Source organism: Novosphingobium sp. GW821-FHT09E05 (assembly GCF_059416165.1).
On record NZ_JBWKOQ010000003.1, the window covers coordinates 260,302 to 275,339 of the forward strand.

Sequence of the window (15,038 nt, forward strand, 5' to 3'; positions counted from 1 at the left end):
GACTTTCTTGATGACATTGGCCGCGCCTTCCCGGGGCGAACGATCACCACCCCGGGGACCGGCACGCGCCGCCCCTTTTCTTTTTCTTTTCTGTATATAGCCCGAGCCTAGGTGGCAGGCCTCCACGCGCTATGGGGCATTTGACGTAGGTGCCCGCTGGAGCGCAGTGAGGAAGAGGCTCGGCAAAGGCGCTTCACCCACGCGGGGTCAATCACCGAACATGGCGCGAAGGATGCCGCGCACCTCGCGCAGATTTGGGGCGCTACGCTGCCAGCGCCCGCCGGAACGCCCGTTCCAGGTCGTCGTTGGCGAACGGCTTGGCGAGCACGGATCCCGGCGGGTCGCATGGCACGCATTTCTCGGGCGTGGCGGTCACGAATACCACGGGAATGTCGCCCAGTTCGTGCCGTATGGTCCGCACGGCGGCGGGGCCGTTGCCTTGCTTCAGTTGCACGTCGGACGTGATGAAGCCCGGCCGATGGCCGCGGGCGGAACTTACGGCATCGGCCTCGTTCGCGACGATGTGAAAACTGGTCGCGCCTGCGTCTTCCAGCGCATCCTGGATCGACATGGCGATCAGCGGCTCGTCTTCTATGATCAGTACGTGCACGGTATCGCCTTCTTTTTCTGTCCTGTTTCACCAAGCAACGAGCGGCGCGCCCATTTCGATCCCGCGACGGTCCGTGGATACTTTTTCCGCTCCCGTTCGTTGGGCCCGGCAATGGAGAGGAAAAGCATGCTTGCCGACATTTCATCCCACACGCTGGAGGACGAGTTCCGTGCGTTCGTGCGCGATCCATCTTTTCCCTGTGTCGGCGCCAAGTCCGCGCTGGCGACGGGATTGCTGAAGGTCATCGCCGCACGCGATGTGACGAGCGCCTGGAACGACGTGGTGATCCACCGTGAACTGCTGCAATGGAGCAGGGACTACCACGACGATCCGAAAGGCCTGCGCAGCCTGGCGGTCGTGTTCGAGGGCCCCGGCGACCTCAGCGAGCAACAGTTCGAGCACGCGCTGTGGGAGCGTATCCAGTCTTGCGCGGACAAGGATGCATGGCTCGGCCAGCCTTACGACGATACGGTCAGCCCGGATCCGGACGATCCGCATTTCTCGCTGAGCTTCGGCGGCAGCGCGTTCTTCGTGGTCGGGCTGCACCCCAACGCATCGCGGCCGGCAAGGCGCTTCCCGCGCCCGGCGCTGGTGTTCAACCTCCACGAACAGTTCGAGACGCTGCGCGCGGAGGGTCGCTACGAGCGCATGCGTGAGCGCATCCTCGACCGCGACTTCGCCATCGCGGGATCGCTCAACCCGATGCTGCAGAGGCACGGCGAGGCAAGCGAGGCGCGGCAGTACAGCGGCCGGGCGGTGGAGCCTGGCTGGGGCTGTCCTTTCCGGGACCCGCGCATATGAACGACCCTCGGGTGATCGAGCCGCGCAGCGGCACCGCCTTCGTGCTGGAGGCGGGCGAAACCCTCACCGTCTATGATCCGATGGGATGCCAGGTCGCCGATTTCCTCGCCTTCTCGGCGCACGATGTTCGGGAAGTGATCTCCAACGGGCGCACGTTCGACTACGAGGAGACGATCAATCTCACCACCGGCAATCGTCTGTGGTCGAACCGCTCCCGCGTACTGCTGGAGATCGTCGAGGATACCGTCGGTCGCCACGATTTCCTGCTCACCCCGTGCAGCGAAGCGACATTCAGGCACTTCTACCCCGACCAGCCGGTGCACCGCGGGTGCTTCGGCAACCTTGCGGAGGCGCTCGCGCCGTACGGGATAGAGGAGGACGCGATCCCCACCGCCTTCAACCTGTTCATGAACGTGCCCGTCGAGCAGGGAACGGGCCGCATCTCGGTGCTCCCGCCCGACAGCGTGGCGGGTGACCTCATCCGCCTGCGCGCCGTGGAAGATTGCGTGATCGGGCTGACCGCCTGCTCGGCCTATGCTTCGAACGGCGGTTCGTTCAAACCCATCCACTACACCATAGAGCCGGTGCAACCCGAGGCGGTCTAGATGGGGACGCCGGGTCCGGCATCGCTCTCGCTCAGGGTGATCAGGAACAGGGCATTGCCGATGCGCGGGTCGATGGGCTCGGCCAATCCATCCGCCACCGGTTTTCCGGCGACGAGCGGCCGGTTCATCGCCGCCATCAGGCACAGGAACGCCAGCAAGGCGGGGTGCAGCGCCGCCTTGAACCAGAAGATGAAGTCCTGATCGAGCCGCAGCCAACTGCGCGAGGAGGCGACCATGCGCGTTTCCGCATTGGCATAGTCCTTCTCCGTCCATCCCCCGCCCCGGTCGGCGCCCGCCGGCACAGCATCGTAGATCTGCGCCATCGTCGACAGCAGCGTACATAGCGCCCCGGCGCGGGGTATCACCTGCGCCAGCGCAGGCAGGCCCGGTCCGCCGCCCCGAGAGGGCAGCAACTGCACTTTCGAGTTCCACAGCGCCACCATGTACGCGGCCGGATCGTCGGTACGGAGGCTGATCGTGAAGCTTTCCTTCGCGGTTTCGAGGTCCCGCTCGTACTGCTTCTTCGAGGTCACGCCCGCGGCGATCTGGGTCCGGACCGCGAGGTCGAACACGCGCAGCAGCGTCGCGTTGTCGTGGCGGTTCAGCTCCCGGCCGATGGCCACCATGCGCTGCACCGCCACGTCGGGAAGCCGCAGCCTCAGGGCTACACGCCCCCGCACCTTGCCCTCGGGCGCCGCCTTGACGCGCCAGTCCTGATAGATGCCGAGCGCCGTCGCCACCCGCGTCTCGTCGATCAGGTGCTGCGCGGCGAGCCCGGACAGCAGGCCTTGTACCTCGCCCGGCTTGAGGTTGTCGTCTTTGTGGTCGAACCCGATGTCGACGGCCATGGCACGGCGGTTGCCCGCGGCGGCGTCGGCCTTCATCAGCAGGAGGTCCCAGCTGCTCATGAACGTGGCGGAGCGCCCTTCGGCGAAGCCTTCCACCTTGCGCAAAGCGCTGCCCTTGGCGGTGACGGCGATGTCGCCGGCCGCGTTGACGGTGATCGACGCCTCGCCACGGACGATCGAGGCGATCGACAGGTCGATGCCGAGGACCGCGATCTCGGCCGTGAAGCCGTGTTCCCTGGAGGCGAAGCGCGAAAGGCTCGATCCGGGGTCGATCAGGACGCCCACGGGTGCAAGCGACAGGTCGCCGAGGATCCTCTGAAACGGCTCCAGCCGGCCGGCGACGAGCGAATGCCACAGGTCCGCCGCCAGAGGTGTGACATCGGTGAACGTGCCCGCCAGCTCATACTTGAGGCCGGACGAGGCGGCGCCGGACCAGCCGAAGCGGGCCTCCAGTTTCTTCTTGGTGCCGTCCGCGGTCGCCTCCGTAACCCGGGCCGCGAAGCCGTAGAATTTGCCGAACACCTCGCGGACGCCGCCCGGCAGCCTGTCTGCCGCGATCTCGGTTTCCTGGACCTTGGCGCCGAGAGACGAGAGTTCCTTCGCCAACAGCTTCGACCACTGCGCATCCCCGGCAAGGCCGCCGATCAGGCCGTCGAAGCGCCCCTTGATGTCACCCAGCAAGGGGGCGATGCGCGCCGTGATTTCCGTCTGAGGCACGACGGCGAGGCCCGGAATGCGGCCAATGAGGCCCCCCGCCACGCTGGTCGCCCAATCATCGACATCGCCAAGGATGCCTTCGGCGTGGGTCGCTGCAAGGTCGGCGATGCGGCCGGCGAGGAAATCGGCAAGCGCGCTCGTCCGCGGCTCTTCGTCCGCACCGGCCGCCCCAAGCACAAGCGAAAGGTCCTTGAGCAGCGCCTCGCGCAGCTGCGGCTGTTCGGCGATCGACCTGGCGGTTGCCGCCAGCAGCGAGGATGCTTCTCCGGCGATGTAGGTGCCGGGGCTCAGGAACGGCTTGATCCGGTTCAGCGCCGGCCCGGCGAAGTCCTCCGCCTCGACCAGCAGGTCGTGGACGCGGCGGGTCAGGGGGGCGGCGTCGAGCTTGAGGTCCAGCCCGGCGGACCAGTTGCGCTCGCGCAGTTCGTCGCGGCTGAGGACGAAGCGCAGTCCCTCGTCGGTCTTGCGGAGGGACAGGATCCACCGTGCGTTGCGTTTGAAGGTGAGGCTGGCGGTCAGGCCGATGGTACCGGAGACGGCCTTGGGAATGTCGACCGCCTTGCCGAGCACCAGTCCGAGCCCCGCGGACACGGCGCCGTCGCACCCGAGGGCGATCCCCTCCAGTCCGGCGAGCGCCGCGGCGTGGCTTATCGCGTCGAGATCCAGCGGGGCGGGTATCGCTGCAACGGACCGCAGCAGGACCTCGGCGAAGGAATCGGCGGGATCGGAGGGACGGAAGAAGAAGCTTACCGCCGCCTCCGCGCTCGCCCCGACCTTGGCGCTGCCCTGCCCGATCTGGCCGAAAGGCAGGGAAATACCCGCGCTCGTCGTCACCTTTCCGCGCCCGCCGATCCGTAGCAGCCCGCCGGTGACGCCGTCGCTCGAGAACGGCCACGGCGCCCCGGCCTCACAGTCGAGCCCGCCCTGAGCGCCCACGTCGAAGGTCAGGGCCGCCGATCCGAGCGACGGCGCGGTGGACGCCGCCAGCGGGGGGATGTTCAGCGCGAACCGGCCGTCCTCGCCCGGTGCGTCGAAGCCGAAGCTGTCGGCCGGCGGGGTTCCGCCGGGGTCGGGGCTGAAGTCGCTCATCGGCCTCAGGAGCTTCGTCCAGCCGGCGTCTTCCAGCTTGCGGATATGCTTGGCGAGCTTGCCGTGGAGATCGGCAAGGCCGAGCGTCCGGAACGCTTCCAGCACCGGACCGTCGCCAAGGTGGGTGGCGAGATAGTCCGCCAGCCGCACCGGGCTGTCCACGGGCGCATCGACCTGCAGCTTGCGTAGCGCCTCGCCGATGTCCCGCCAGTGCCGCGCAAGCGCGCCCCAGGCCTCGAGCTCGGGAAGCACGACGGACAAGTCGGTGATCGCACCATCGAGGCTGATCCAAGACGGAAGGGCGGGCTGAGGCATACTCTTGTCCTCGCAAGAGGGATTTCAGCTACGGATCATGAATTCGATGCAAGGCGGTGTCGAATCGTATTCGGATAATCTCCAGGGATGACATGGTTTTTAAGGGGTTGGAGGCTCTATCGGGCCAATTAACGGGTATGCAAAAGTATTGGGTGCGTGGCTGAAAGGTATGATTGTGCCCCATCGACTTTCCCGTTACTCCAGCGGCAGTCCCGAGCTTTGCTGCCTGTCCGATGGAGCACCCACGATGGCCGACCACCTGCCGCTTGCCTTCACGCGCCGGGCCTCGCTCATGGGCGGGCTTGCGACCGCGGCCGCGCTCACGGTCATGCCCTCGCAGCTACTCGCCGCCAAGCCACCTGAAGGAGCGTCGCCCATGCCCGCAATCACCACGAAGGACGGTACGGAAATCTTCTATAAGGACTGGGGCCCCAGGGATGCCCGGCCGATCGTGTTCCATCACGGCTGGCCGCTGAGCGCGGACGACTGGGATAACCAGATGCTGTATTTCCTGATGCGCGGCTTCCGTGTCATCGCGCATGATCGGCGAGGCCACGGGCGCTCCGCCCAGACCTGGGCGGGCAACGAGATGGACACGTACGCTGCCGACATGGCGGAACTGGTCGAGCATCTCGATCTCAAAGGTGCCATCCACGTCGGCCATTCCACTGGGGGCGGCGAGGTGGCGCGCTATGTCGCGCGGGCCAGGCCGGGACGTGTGTCCAAGGCGGTGCTGATCGGCGCGGTGCCGCCGGTCATGGTCCAGTCGGCCAGCAACCCGGGCGGGCTGCCGATCGCGGTCTTCGACCATTTCCGCAGCGAACTCGTCGCCAACCGGGCGCAGTTCTACCTCGATATCCCCTCGGGCCCGTTCTACGGCTACAACCGGGGCGGCGCCAAGGTGAGCCGGGGGGTGATCGAGAACTGGTGGCGGCAGGGCATGATGGGCGGCGCCAAGGCGCATTACGACTGCATCAAGGCCTTCTCGGAGACGGACTTCACCGAGGACCTGAAGGCCATCGAGGTCCCGGTACTTGTCATGCACGGCGACGACGACCAGATCGTTCCTTACGCGGATTCGGCACCGCTTTCGTCCAGGCTCCTGAAGCAGGGCACGCTCAAGACCTACAAGGGCCTGCCACATGGCATGTGCACCACCCATCCCGACATCGTGAATCCCGACCTTCTCGCCTTCTTCAAGAGCTGAGCCGCTTCCCCGCTGAAAGGACTGCGCATGATCCTGGTACTGGCTCTGCTGATCGGCGTCGTCGCCGGCCTTCGCGCCTTCACGGCGCCCGCAGCAATAAGCTGGGCGGCCTACCTCGGCCTGCTGGAGGTCGATGGCAGCTGGCTGGCCTTCCTTGGCTACCGCTTCACGCCCTGGATCTTCACCGTGGCGGCCGCGCTCGAACTGGTCGGCGACCAGCTTCCCGGCACGCCGAGCCGCAAGGTCCCCATGCAGTTCATCACTCGCCTCGTCATGGGCGGCCTGAGCGGCGCGGCGATCGGCACATCGGGCGGATCGGTGCTCGCGGAGTTGGCGGCCGGGATCGTGGGCGCGGTGATCGGGACGTACGGCGGCGCGGCGGTGCGCGCCGCGCTGGCCCGCAGCTTCGGGCGCGATCTTCCCGCCGCGTTGATCGAGGACGTGGTCGCGGTCGGCGGCGCGTTCCTGATCGTCCACGCGCTGTGACGACCGGATCTGCGAGCGAGGCGTTCGATGCGATCGTCGTCGGTGCGGGGCAGGCCGGGCCCGCCCTCGCGGGGCGGCTCACGGCCGCCGGCCAGCGGGTCGCGCTGATCGAGCGCGATCGGATCGGCGGCACCTGCGTCAACACCGGCTGCACCCCCACCAAAGCCATGGTGGCGAGCGCCTATGCCGCGCACCTCGCCCGGCGCGGCGACGAATATGGTTTCTCGGCCGGACCCGTCACGGTTGATCTTCCGGCAGTGGTGCGCCGCGCGCAGGCGATCGCGGGAGGCTCGCGCGGGCGCAACGAGAAGTGGCTGGCAGGGATGGATGGCCTGACCCTCATCCATGGGCATGCGCGCTTTACCGCGCCGGGCGTGATGACGGTGGACGGCCGCACCATCACCGCGCCGCGCATCTTCCTCAACGTCGGCGGACGGCCCTCACGCCCGGCGATGAAGGGGATCGACGACGTCACCACGCTCGACAATGCGGGCTTGCTCTTGCTGGAGGACCTGCCCCGGCACCTCGTGGTCGTCGGAGGAAGCTACATCGGCCTGGAATTCGCGCAGATGTTTCGCCGTTTCGGCGCCGAGGTTACCGTGGTCGAAATGGGCCCCCGCCTCGTCGGGCGCGAGGACGAGGACGTCAGCGAGGCCATCCGCGATATTTTGGAGGCCGAGGGCATCAAGGTCCGCACCAGCGCCACCTGCATCAGCTTCGCCCCCCATGCCGACGGCGTGACCGTGGGAGTCGACTGCTCTTCGGGCGAGCCCGAAGTCGCGGGCAGTCATGTCCTGCTCGCAGTGGGGCGCAGGCCGAACACCGACGATCTCGGCCTCGATCTTGCCGGTGTCGAACTGGACGAACGCGGCTATATCAAGGTCGACGAACGGCTGCAGACCAGCGCGCCCGGCGTCTGGGCGATGGGCGACTGCAACGGGCGGGGCGCCTTCACCCACACGGCCTGGAACGACTTCGAGATCGTCGCCGCCAACCTGCTCGACGGCGAGGATCGCCGCGTCAGCCAGCGCCTTTCCGGTTACGCCCTCTACATCGACCCGCCGCTCGGCCGGGTCGGCATGACCTTCGCGCAGGCGCGGGCGAGCGGTCGGCCGCTGCTGGTCTCAACCCGGCCGATGTCCCGCGTCGCTCGCGCTATCGAGAAGAGGGAGACGCAGGGGCTGATGAAAGTGGTCGCCGATGCGGAAACGCGGCTTATTCTAGGCGCCGCGATCCTCGGCAGCGGCGGCGACGAGGCGATCCACGGCATCCTCGACATGATGAGCGCCGGCTCCACGCTTGACGATCTGCGCTGGGCGGTGCCGATCCATCCGACGGTTTCGGAACTGATCCCCACGGTCCTGTTGGACCTCCGCCCCGCGTGAGCGCACCGCCGAGGCCACTACGGCGCGAGGGAAGCCGGCGGGTTCCTGACCTGTCAGGCGATGCGACGGCGATCGAAGCAGGCCGTCTCCGTTCTAACCAGCCGGCCGTCCCGGTTTTGCTGGATAACGGGCTAGGCGGAGAGCTTTTACCGCAGACGCTGACGCACGGTCCAACGGCAGACCAACCGCGTTACGGAAGCTAAAACCCCGGAAGTGCGAACACTCCCGGGGTTTGTCCTTCTGCGTTGCGACCCGAGAAGGGCTCGGCGCGGTACGACGCGCTCATATGCAAACGATAGCAAGATCAAGATGTATGGTCGATTAACTATTGCAGTGCTGCGCAGAATTTCAGCGTACGGACGAAAAGTCCGAACGGCGATTGAACTGGCGAACGCTTGAGTCTAAAGCGGACAGCGTTTTTCAATCGATTTTGCAATGCACAATACATAAAGGATGGCAGAAAAATGGCCGGCGGCAATCAAGAGGACGAACGGAATCTGTTGCTGCAGTCGCACCTCTCCCAGGACGAGGCGGAAGCAGAATTTCACGAGTTCGAATTCGCGCTGCACCACATTTCGGAGGCTTTCGCGCGTTGGTCCTCCGCAGTGCATGAATTCGTCAGCGGCGAATTCCTCGCTCAGCCGGACGTTTCGGTATTGCAGCTCATCCGCATGAACGAGGAGCCCAAGAGCGCCGCCGATATCGGCCGCTACCTCAACCGCGACGACAGTTCGAACATCCTTTACGCCTTGCGCAAGCTTGAGAAGGCCGGATTGATCGAGAAGGGCGACGGTCCGCTGCGCCAGACGACGTACCGGGTCACCGCGCACGGCATGGAGCTGACGGACCGTTACGCCAAGGTGCGCAAGGACGTGCTGCTCAGCACGCTCGGGGCGACATTCCAGGGCGAGCAGGAACTCTCGGCCGCGATCAAGGCCATGTGGCGGATCTGCGGGCTTTACGAGCAGGGCGCCCGCTCCATATCGGTGATGCGTGTGCTGCAGGGCGACCGCCAGGCCGAACTGCGGGAGCGCGCAGCACCGGCGAAGCCCGCGACCAAGCGCGCCAGCCAGGCGAAGAAGGGCTCGGCCGCCGCCCGCAAGGCAGGCTGACGCCCCTGCTCCTGATCCTTCCATCCTGATCGTTTTGATAGTTGGTCGATCGACCAGTTTTGTTACTCTGTCCCCAACGAACGACATGCCCCGCATCGACGAGGGCATGCGCCGCGAGAGAGATCGGCCCGCCGGATAGCCAGGCGCGCCGCTCGCTTCCGGGAAGGAGACGAGATGGGAAGGCAAGACATCGACGCCATGATGCTCGACGGCCGCGACGCTGCGAACCTCAGGGGCGATCCGATTACCGGCGACCGCTACACCTCGCGTGAGTTCATGAAGCGCGAATGGGACCACATGTGGACCCGTATCTGGCACGTTGCGGGCCGAACAGCCGAGCTGGAAGAGGCCGGCGACTACGTCGTCCATGATTTCATGAACGAATCCGTGTTCTGTGTGAAGCAGGACGACGGCTCGATCAAGGCATTCTACAATGCCTGCCGCCACCGCGGCCAGCGGCTGGTGTGGGATGCGAGTTCGCAGGCGTCGTTCCAGTGCCCCTACCACGGCTGGGTCTGGGGCAAGGACGGCGTGCTTGAAAAGGCGCAGGACCCGGAGGACTTTCCGCAAGGCAACCCCTGCGGCAGGCTCAAGCTCAAGGAACTGCGCTGCGCCACCTGGGGCGGGTTCGTCTGGTACACGATGGACGACGAGGCGCCCGAACTGCTCGATTTCCTGGCGCCGATGCCCGAGCTCTACAAGAACTATCCGATGGACACCGGGGTGCGGGTGTTCTGGATGAAGATCGACCTCAACACCAACTGGAAGTTCGCCACCGACAACTTCTCGGAAAGCTACCACACGCGCACCGCGCATCCGCAGGTGCCGCCGTGGATCGACCAGGACGTCGACACCGCGCGCCACGAGATGTGGCTGGGCGGGCATGGCCGCACGGTGCAGCCGATGCGCCCGTCGCTGTCGGACCGGCTGCCGGATGGGATCGACCATCCCTTCGACATGCTCCTGCGGCAATGGGACATCGACCCCGATGCCTATCCGGACTTCGAGACCAAGGCGATGCAGGGTTGGCTCGACCTCAAGGCCGCGAAGAAGCGGCTGTGGAAGGAGCGCGGCTACTTGCACTACGAGCACATGGACGACGAGGAGATCACCGACAGTCCGCATACGGTGATGTTCCCCAACGTCACCATCAGCTTCCTGCCTGACAACCTGGTCTTCTTCCGCACCGAGCCGCATCCCGAGGACCCGAACAAGTGCACCTTCGACCTGTGGTGCATGGCTTTCCCGGTTGCGGGGCAGACGGTCGTGGAATCGGTCATGGCCGGACCGCAGCCGCTGCGAGAGGCGGAGTTCCAGCACCGCGCCTTCGACAATGGGCGCGGTGTGCCGGAGATCAGGGACCAGATCGTCTTTCAGGACATGCTGCTCGCCGAAGGGCAGCAGAAGGGGATGCATTCGCGCGGCTACGAGGACGCCTACCTGGCGGCGCAGGAAACCCGCGTGCGGTTTTTCCACGAGGTCCTGAACGATTACCTCGAAGGACGGCGCTAGCCCCCGGCCGGGGCGGACGGTTCACGATGAAAGAGCCTGAGCGAACCTGACAGGCTTGGTCGATGCACGAAAATCGCCGCGATGCGATGCGCGATCGCGAACGGGTCGGCGTGTGCCGGCGACAGGACGACAAAAATAACAGAACGAGTGGGAGACGACGCATGAAGACCTGGCTCAACGACAGTTCACGCCTTGCCCTGGGCGCCGCCGCGCTGATGGTATCGCAATCGGCCCTGGCACAGGAGGCGCCGCAGGAAGCGGAGCAGATCGGCGGCATCCAGGAGATCGTCGTCACCGCGCAGAAGAAGTCCGAGAACCTGCAGGACGTGCCGATCTCGATCACAGCGATCGGCGGCGAGGCGCTGGCGGCGACGCAGGGCACCTCACTCCAGGCGCTGCAGGGCCAGATTCCCAACGTCCAGATCGACAACTTCGCCAACACCCCGCAGAGCGCCGTGTTCACCGTGCGCGGCATCGGCGTGATCGAGCCCGACCCCTATGCCGGCAACACCGTGTCGATCGTGGTCGACGGGGTACCGCAGTTCTTCTCGATGGGCGCGCTGCTCGACCTCTACGACATCGACCGCATCGAAGTGCTGCGCGGACCGCAGGGCACCCTGTTCGGCGCCAACACCACCGGCGGCGTCATCAACGTCGTCACCGCGCAGTCGACCGGCGAGTTCGGCGGCCACGCCAAGGCGGTCTACGGCAACTACAACCGCTTTGACCTGACCGGCTCGGTCGAGGCGCCGCTGGTCAAGGACGTGCTCTCGCTGAAGGTCGCGGGCATCCACACCGAGCGCAAGGGCTGGGTCACCAACGTCGTCGACGGCTCCGACATGGGCAGCAAGAACCTCGATGCGGTGCGCGCCTACCTGCGCTTCACGCCCGGTTCGAACTTCGACGCGACGCTCCAGGGCGAATACGTCAACGCGCGCAACGGCGCGCCGATCATCATCAGCGGCGCCTATGCGGGCGAGGCGATCTACGTCGCGCCGGGCACGCAGGGCATGTACGTCAGCCCCTGCGCCGGCGGCGGCCAGTGCGCGGCGCCCGACAAGTACTACAGCGCCAACAACTCGGTACCCGACATGTCCAACATGGACACGTACTCGGGCACACTGACGATGAACTGGCGCAGCACCGGGCTGGGCGACTGGACTTCGATCACCGGCTACAAGCACTTCGAACTGCGCGAATATACCGACCAGGATGGCACCCCGCTGTTCCTCAACGACACCTATCGCCGCACCGAAGGCTGGCAGTTCAGCCAGGAACTGCGCACCAACCTGGAGCTGACTGACACCCTGAACGTGCTGGTTGGCGGCTTCTACCTCAAGGACCACTACGACCACATCCAGGCCTATCGCCTGCAGTTCGCCGCACCGGGCCTGCTCCAGACCAACCTGCAGGACCAGGACAACTACTCGATCTCCGGCTTCGCGCAGGCCTACTGGCAGGCGACCGACCGGCTCAAGCTGCAGGCGGGCATCCGCTACTCGCACGAGCGCACCGCGGCCACGCCCAGCCTGACCACCAGCATCGGTGATCCGGCCGGCTCGAACTACACCGGAGAGGGCAACACGGTGATCGACAGCTTCACCACCGGCGGGCGCAAGAGCTGGAACAACGTCGGCTGGAAACTGGGCGCCGACTACGAGCTGGCCGACCACACGCTGGTCTATGCCAGCTGGGCGCGCGGCTTCAAGTCGGGCGGCTTCACCCAGCGCGTCGGCGTCCCGGCGGATGGCGCCACGCCGTTCGATCCCGAGAAGGTCGACACCTTCGAGGCGGGCATCAAGGCCGACCTCCTCGACCGTCGCCTGCGGGTCAACCTGACCGGCTTCTACACCAACTACCGCGACATGCAGGTCGCGCAGATCTACTTTGACACCGACACGTCCACGCAGGGCAACCGCATCCTCAACGCCGGCAAGTCCGAGATCAAGGGCTTCGAGCTCGAGACCACGGCCGCCCCGGTCGACGGCATGACGCTGCGCGCCTCGCTCGCCTACCTCGATGCCAAGTACAAGGACTTCCCCTATACCGACGCGCTCACGGGGGCCGCGCTCGACCTTTCGGGCTATCGCCTGCAGAACGCGCCGAAATGGAACGCCAGCTTCGGGGCCAATTTCGTGATCCCGCTCGGCAACGGCGCGGACCTCGTCAGCGACGTGTCCTACACCTACACCAGTTCGAAGTATTACACGGCGATCCTCGACACCCCGCGCTCGAAGATCCAGCCGACGCACTTGGTCGACGCCTCGCTCACCTACAAGCCCGACGGCGGCGCTTGGTCGGTGGGGCTGTGGGCGACCAACCTGCTCGACTCCCGCTACCTGTCGACGGTCTACGATTCGCCCGGCTACGGCGGCATCGCCGGCTACGCCCCGCCGCGCCAGTTCGGCGCCTCGGCCAGCTTCGACTTCTGATGCCAACCTTTCTTCGTCGTTCCCGCCTGCGCGGGAATGACGAGCGAGGGGGATATTGCGCCCGAACCTTCACGAAAGACACGATCATGAACCGCGTAGCAGGCAAAGTCGCCCTCATCACCGGCGGCGCTTCCGGGCTCGGCGCCGCCGACGCGCGGTTGCTGGCGGCGGAGGGCGCGCAGGTCGTCATCACCGACCTCCAGGCCGACCTTGGCCGCGCGGTCGCCGCCTCGATCCCGGGCGCGCTGTTCCTCGAGCACGACGTGCGCGACGAGGCGCAGTGGCGCGCGGTGGTCGAACAGACCGTGGCGCACTTCGGCAGGCTCGATGTGTTGGTCAACAACGCCGGCCTCGTGCGCTTCGGCAATGTCGAGGACTGCGATCTCGACACCTTCCGCCTGCAGATGCAGATAATGGTCGAGGGCTGCTTCCTGGGCTGCAAGTCGGCACTGCCGCACATGACCAAGGGCGGCGGCGGCTCGATCGTCAACGTCGCCTCGGTCGCGGCGCTCAAGGGCATCAGCGCGATCCCGGCCTACAGCGCGGCGAAGGCGGGCATCCTGGCGCTCACCCGCAGCGTGGCGGTGCACTGCATCGAACAGGGCTACCGCATCCGCGTCAATGCCATCGCGCCCGGCGCGCACGACACACCGATGACGCAGGCCGCGCTCGCGCAATTGCCACAGGACAACGCCGGGCTCGACCAAGTCAACGCGCATGGGCAGGGCAGTCCGGAGGACGTGGCCAACCTCGTCCTGTTCCTCGCCTCCGAGGAATCGCGGCAGATCACCGGGACCCACATCGTCATAGACAACGGGGAGACGGTGGGATGAACATCGGTCAGGTTGCAGATGTCCAGGCCATCGCCAACGTCCTGGCGGGCCACAGCCGCGCTGTCGACCGCGCGGATAAGGGCTTGTTGGCGGGGTGCTACCACGATGACGCCACCGTCGATTACCGCTTCTTCGAAGGCACCGCGCGCGATTTCGCGGCAATGCTGACGGGCGCGCAGAAGGCCGGGCCGGTGACGCTCCACCGCACCGCGCAGATGGGGATTGAACTCGACGGCGACCGCGCTGCCTCGGAAAGCTACGTCATGGCCTATGCCTCGAGTGCGGGAGAAGCGGGGCCGGCCACCCAGCACCTTATCTGTGGCCGCTACCTCGACCGCCACGAGCGGCGGGGCGGCGAATGGCGACTGAGCCACCGCACTTATGTTCTCGACACCAATGTGAACTGGATCGGCGGGAACGCTCTGCCCGGCCTCGGCGGGCTTGACCATCAGGTACCGATAGGCGGGCACGGCGCCGCCGACGCCGGGATCGCGCTGCTCACGCAGGCGCGCGCGAAGAACAGGACAAAAGGAGCCGAGCCGATGAGCCATGACGCGAACATGATCGACGCCGTGATTGCGCGCCAACAGATTGCCGATATCACGATGGCCTATTGCCGGGGGGTGGACCGGGCCGATGGCGCCTTGCTGGGGAACGTGTTTCACGACGATGCGAGCGTGGTCAGCGGGGCCTTCAACGGCAGCGGTCGCGATTTCGCCAAGGCGATCTGTGCGCTCGTCGAGCAAAGCTATGAGCAGACCTTCCACTCCATCGCCAACCAGTGGATCGAGGTGGAGGGTGACGGCGCCGTGGGCGAGACTTACGTCATCGCCGTCTCGACCGGCCGCGACGGAAACGACACCCTCACCGGCGGCCGCTACGTCGACCGCTTCGAGCGCCGTGCCGACCGCTGGGCGATCGCGGAGCGTACCTTCGTGCTCGACTGGTCGCGCACGGAACCCAGCACGCGCGACATGACGGGCGGCATGTACGGCGCCCTCGACCTCCATGGCTGCCGGGGGCAGGGAGATCCGGTCTACGCCTTCATGGGCAGGTGACTCCTCCACGATGCCAAGCCATCGAACG

Annotated in this window: 12 protein-coding genes; 10 read left to right on the top strand and 2 right to left on the bottom strand. The window is 66.2% G+C overall.

Annotation, left to right across the window (positions count from 1 at the left end; translation table 11 throughout):
- Positions 1–262: 262 nt before the first annotated feature.
- Positions 263–610 (bottom strand): response regulator, encoded by a 348-nt coding sequence (locus tag AC07M9_RS15605; RefSeq protein ID WP_494884872.1) that lies wholly within the window; start codon positions 608–610, stop codon positions 263–265.
- Positions 611–736: 126 nt separating this feature from the next.
- On the opposite strand from AC07M9_RS15605, the gene gntA reads away from it, so the two are divergent.
- Together gntA and AC07M9_RS15615 are read left to right on the top strand one after the other, a co-directional pair.
- A complete protein-coding gene (gene gntA / locus AC07M9_RS15610; RefSeq protein WP_494884874.1) occupies positions 737–1,411 on the top strand; it encodes a guanitoxin biosynthesis heme-dependent pre-guanitoxin N-hydroxylase GntA in 675 nt (224 codons plus the stop codon).
- Positions 1,408–2,016 (top strand): DUF1989 domain-containing protein, encoded by a 609-nt coding sequence (locus tag AC07M9_RS15615; RefSeq protein WP_494884876.1) that lies wholly within the window; start codon positions 1,408–1,410, stop codon positions 2,014–2,016. Before gntA ends, AC07M9_RS15615 begins: the two co-directional genes overlap by 4 nt.
- Here AC07M9_RS15615 and AC07M9_RS15620 read toward each other — a convergent pair.
- Positions 2,013–4,985, bottom strand: a complete 2,973-nt coding sequence (locus AC07M9_RS15620; protein ID WP_494884878.1) for a hypothetical protein — start codon at positions 4,983–4,985, stop codon at positions 2,013–2,015. The genes AC07M9_RS15615 and AC07M9_RS15620 overlap by 4 nt on opposite strands.
- Before the next feature lie 376 nt (positions 4,986–5,361).
- Here AC07M9_RS15620 and AC07M9_RS15625 point away from each other — a divergent pair, with 376 nt between their 5' ends.
- The 8 genes from AC07M9_RS15625 (at position 5,362) to AC07M9_RS15660 (ending at position 15,010) form a co-directional block, all read left to right on the top strand.
- Complete coding sequence (locus AC07M9_RS15625; protein ID WP_494885053.1) at positions 5,362–6,192, top strand: alpha/beta fold hydrolase; 831 nt, start codon at positions 5,362–5,364, stop codon at positions 6,190–6,192.
- A 27-nt stretch (positions 6,193–6,219) separates the two neighbouring features.
- Positions 6,220–6,678: a DUF4126 family protein gene (locus AC07M9_RS15630; RefSeq protein WP_494884879.1), complete on the top strand. Its 459-nt coding sequence runs from the start codon at positions 6,220–6,222 to the stop codon at positions 6,676–6,678.
- The gene (locus AC07M9_RS15635) at positions 6,675–8,063 is read left to right on the top strand and encodes an FAD-containing oxidoreductase (protein ID WP_494884881.1); all 1,389 of its coding nucleotides are present in this window, start codon (positions 6,675–6,677) and stop codon (positions 8,061–8,063) included. The genes AC07M9_RS15630 and AC07M9_RS15635 overlap by 4 nt, the downstream gene beginning before the upstream one ends.
- Before the next feature lie 500 nt (positions 8,064–8,563).
- Positions 8,564–9,175 (top strand): helix-turn-helix domain-containing protein, encoded by a 612-nt coding sequence (locus tag AC07M9_RS15640; protein WP_494884883.1) that lies wholly within the window; start codon positions 8,564–8,566, stop codon positions 9,173–9,175.
- A 174-nt stretch (positions 9,176–9,349) separates the two neighbouring features.
- Entirely contained in the window at positions 9,350–10,687 is a 1,338-nt protein-coding gene (locus AC07M9_RS15645) for an aromatic ring-hydroxylating oxygenase subunit alpha (RefSeq protein WP_494884885.1), read from the top strand.
- A 161-nt stretch (positions 10,688–10,848) separates the two neighbouring features.
- Positions 10,849–13,119, top strand: a complete 2,271-nt coding sequence (locus AC07M9_RS15650; protein WP_494884887.1) for a TonB-dependent receptor — start codon at positions 10,849–10,851, stop codon at positions 13,117–13,119.
- A gap of 86 nt (positions 13,120–13,205) precedes the next feature.
- Positions 13,206–13,952 carry an SDR family oxidoreductase gene (locus AC07M9_RS15655; protein WP_494884888.1) on the top strand — a complete coding sequence of 249 codons (747 nt, stop codon included), beginning with the start codon at positions 13,206–13,208 and terminating at the stop codon, positions 13,950–13,952.
- The gene (locus tag AC07M9_RS15660) at positions 13,949–15,010 is read left to right on the top strand and encodes a nuclear transport factor 2 family protein (RefSeq protein ID WP_494884890.1); all 1,062 of its coding nucleotides are present in this window, start codon (positions 13,949–13,951) and stop codon (positions 15,008–15,010) included. The genes AC07M9_RS15655 and AC07M9_RS15660 overlap by 4 nt, the downstream gene beginning before the upstream one ends.
- Positions 15,011–15,038 lie beyond the last annotated feature (28 nt).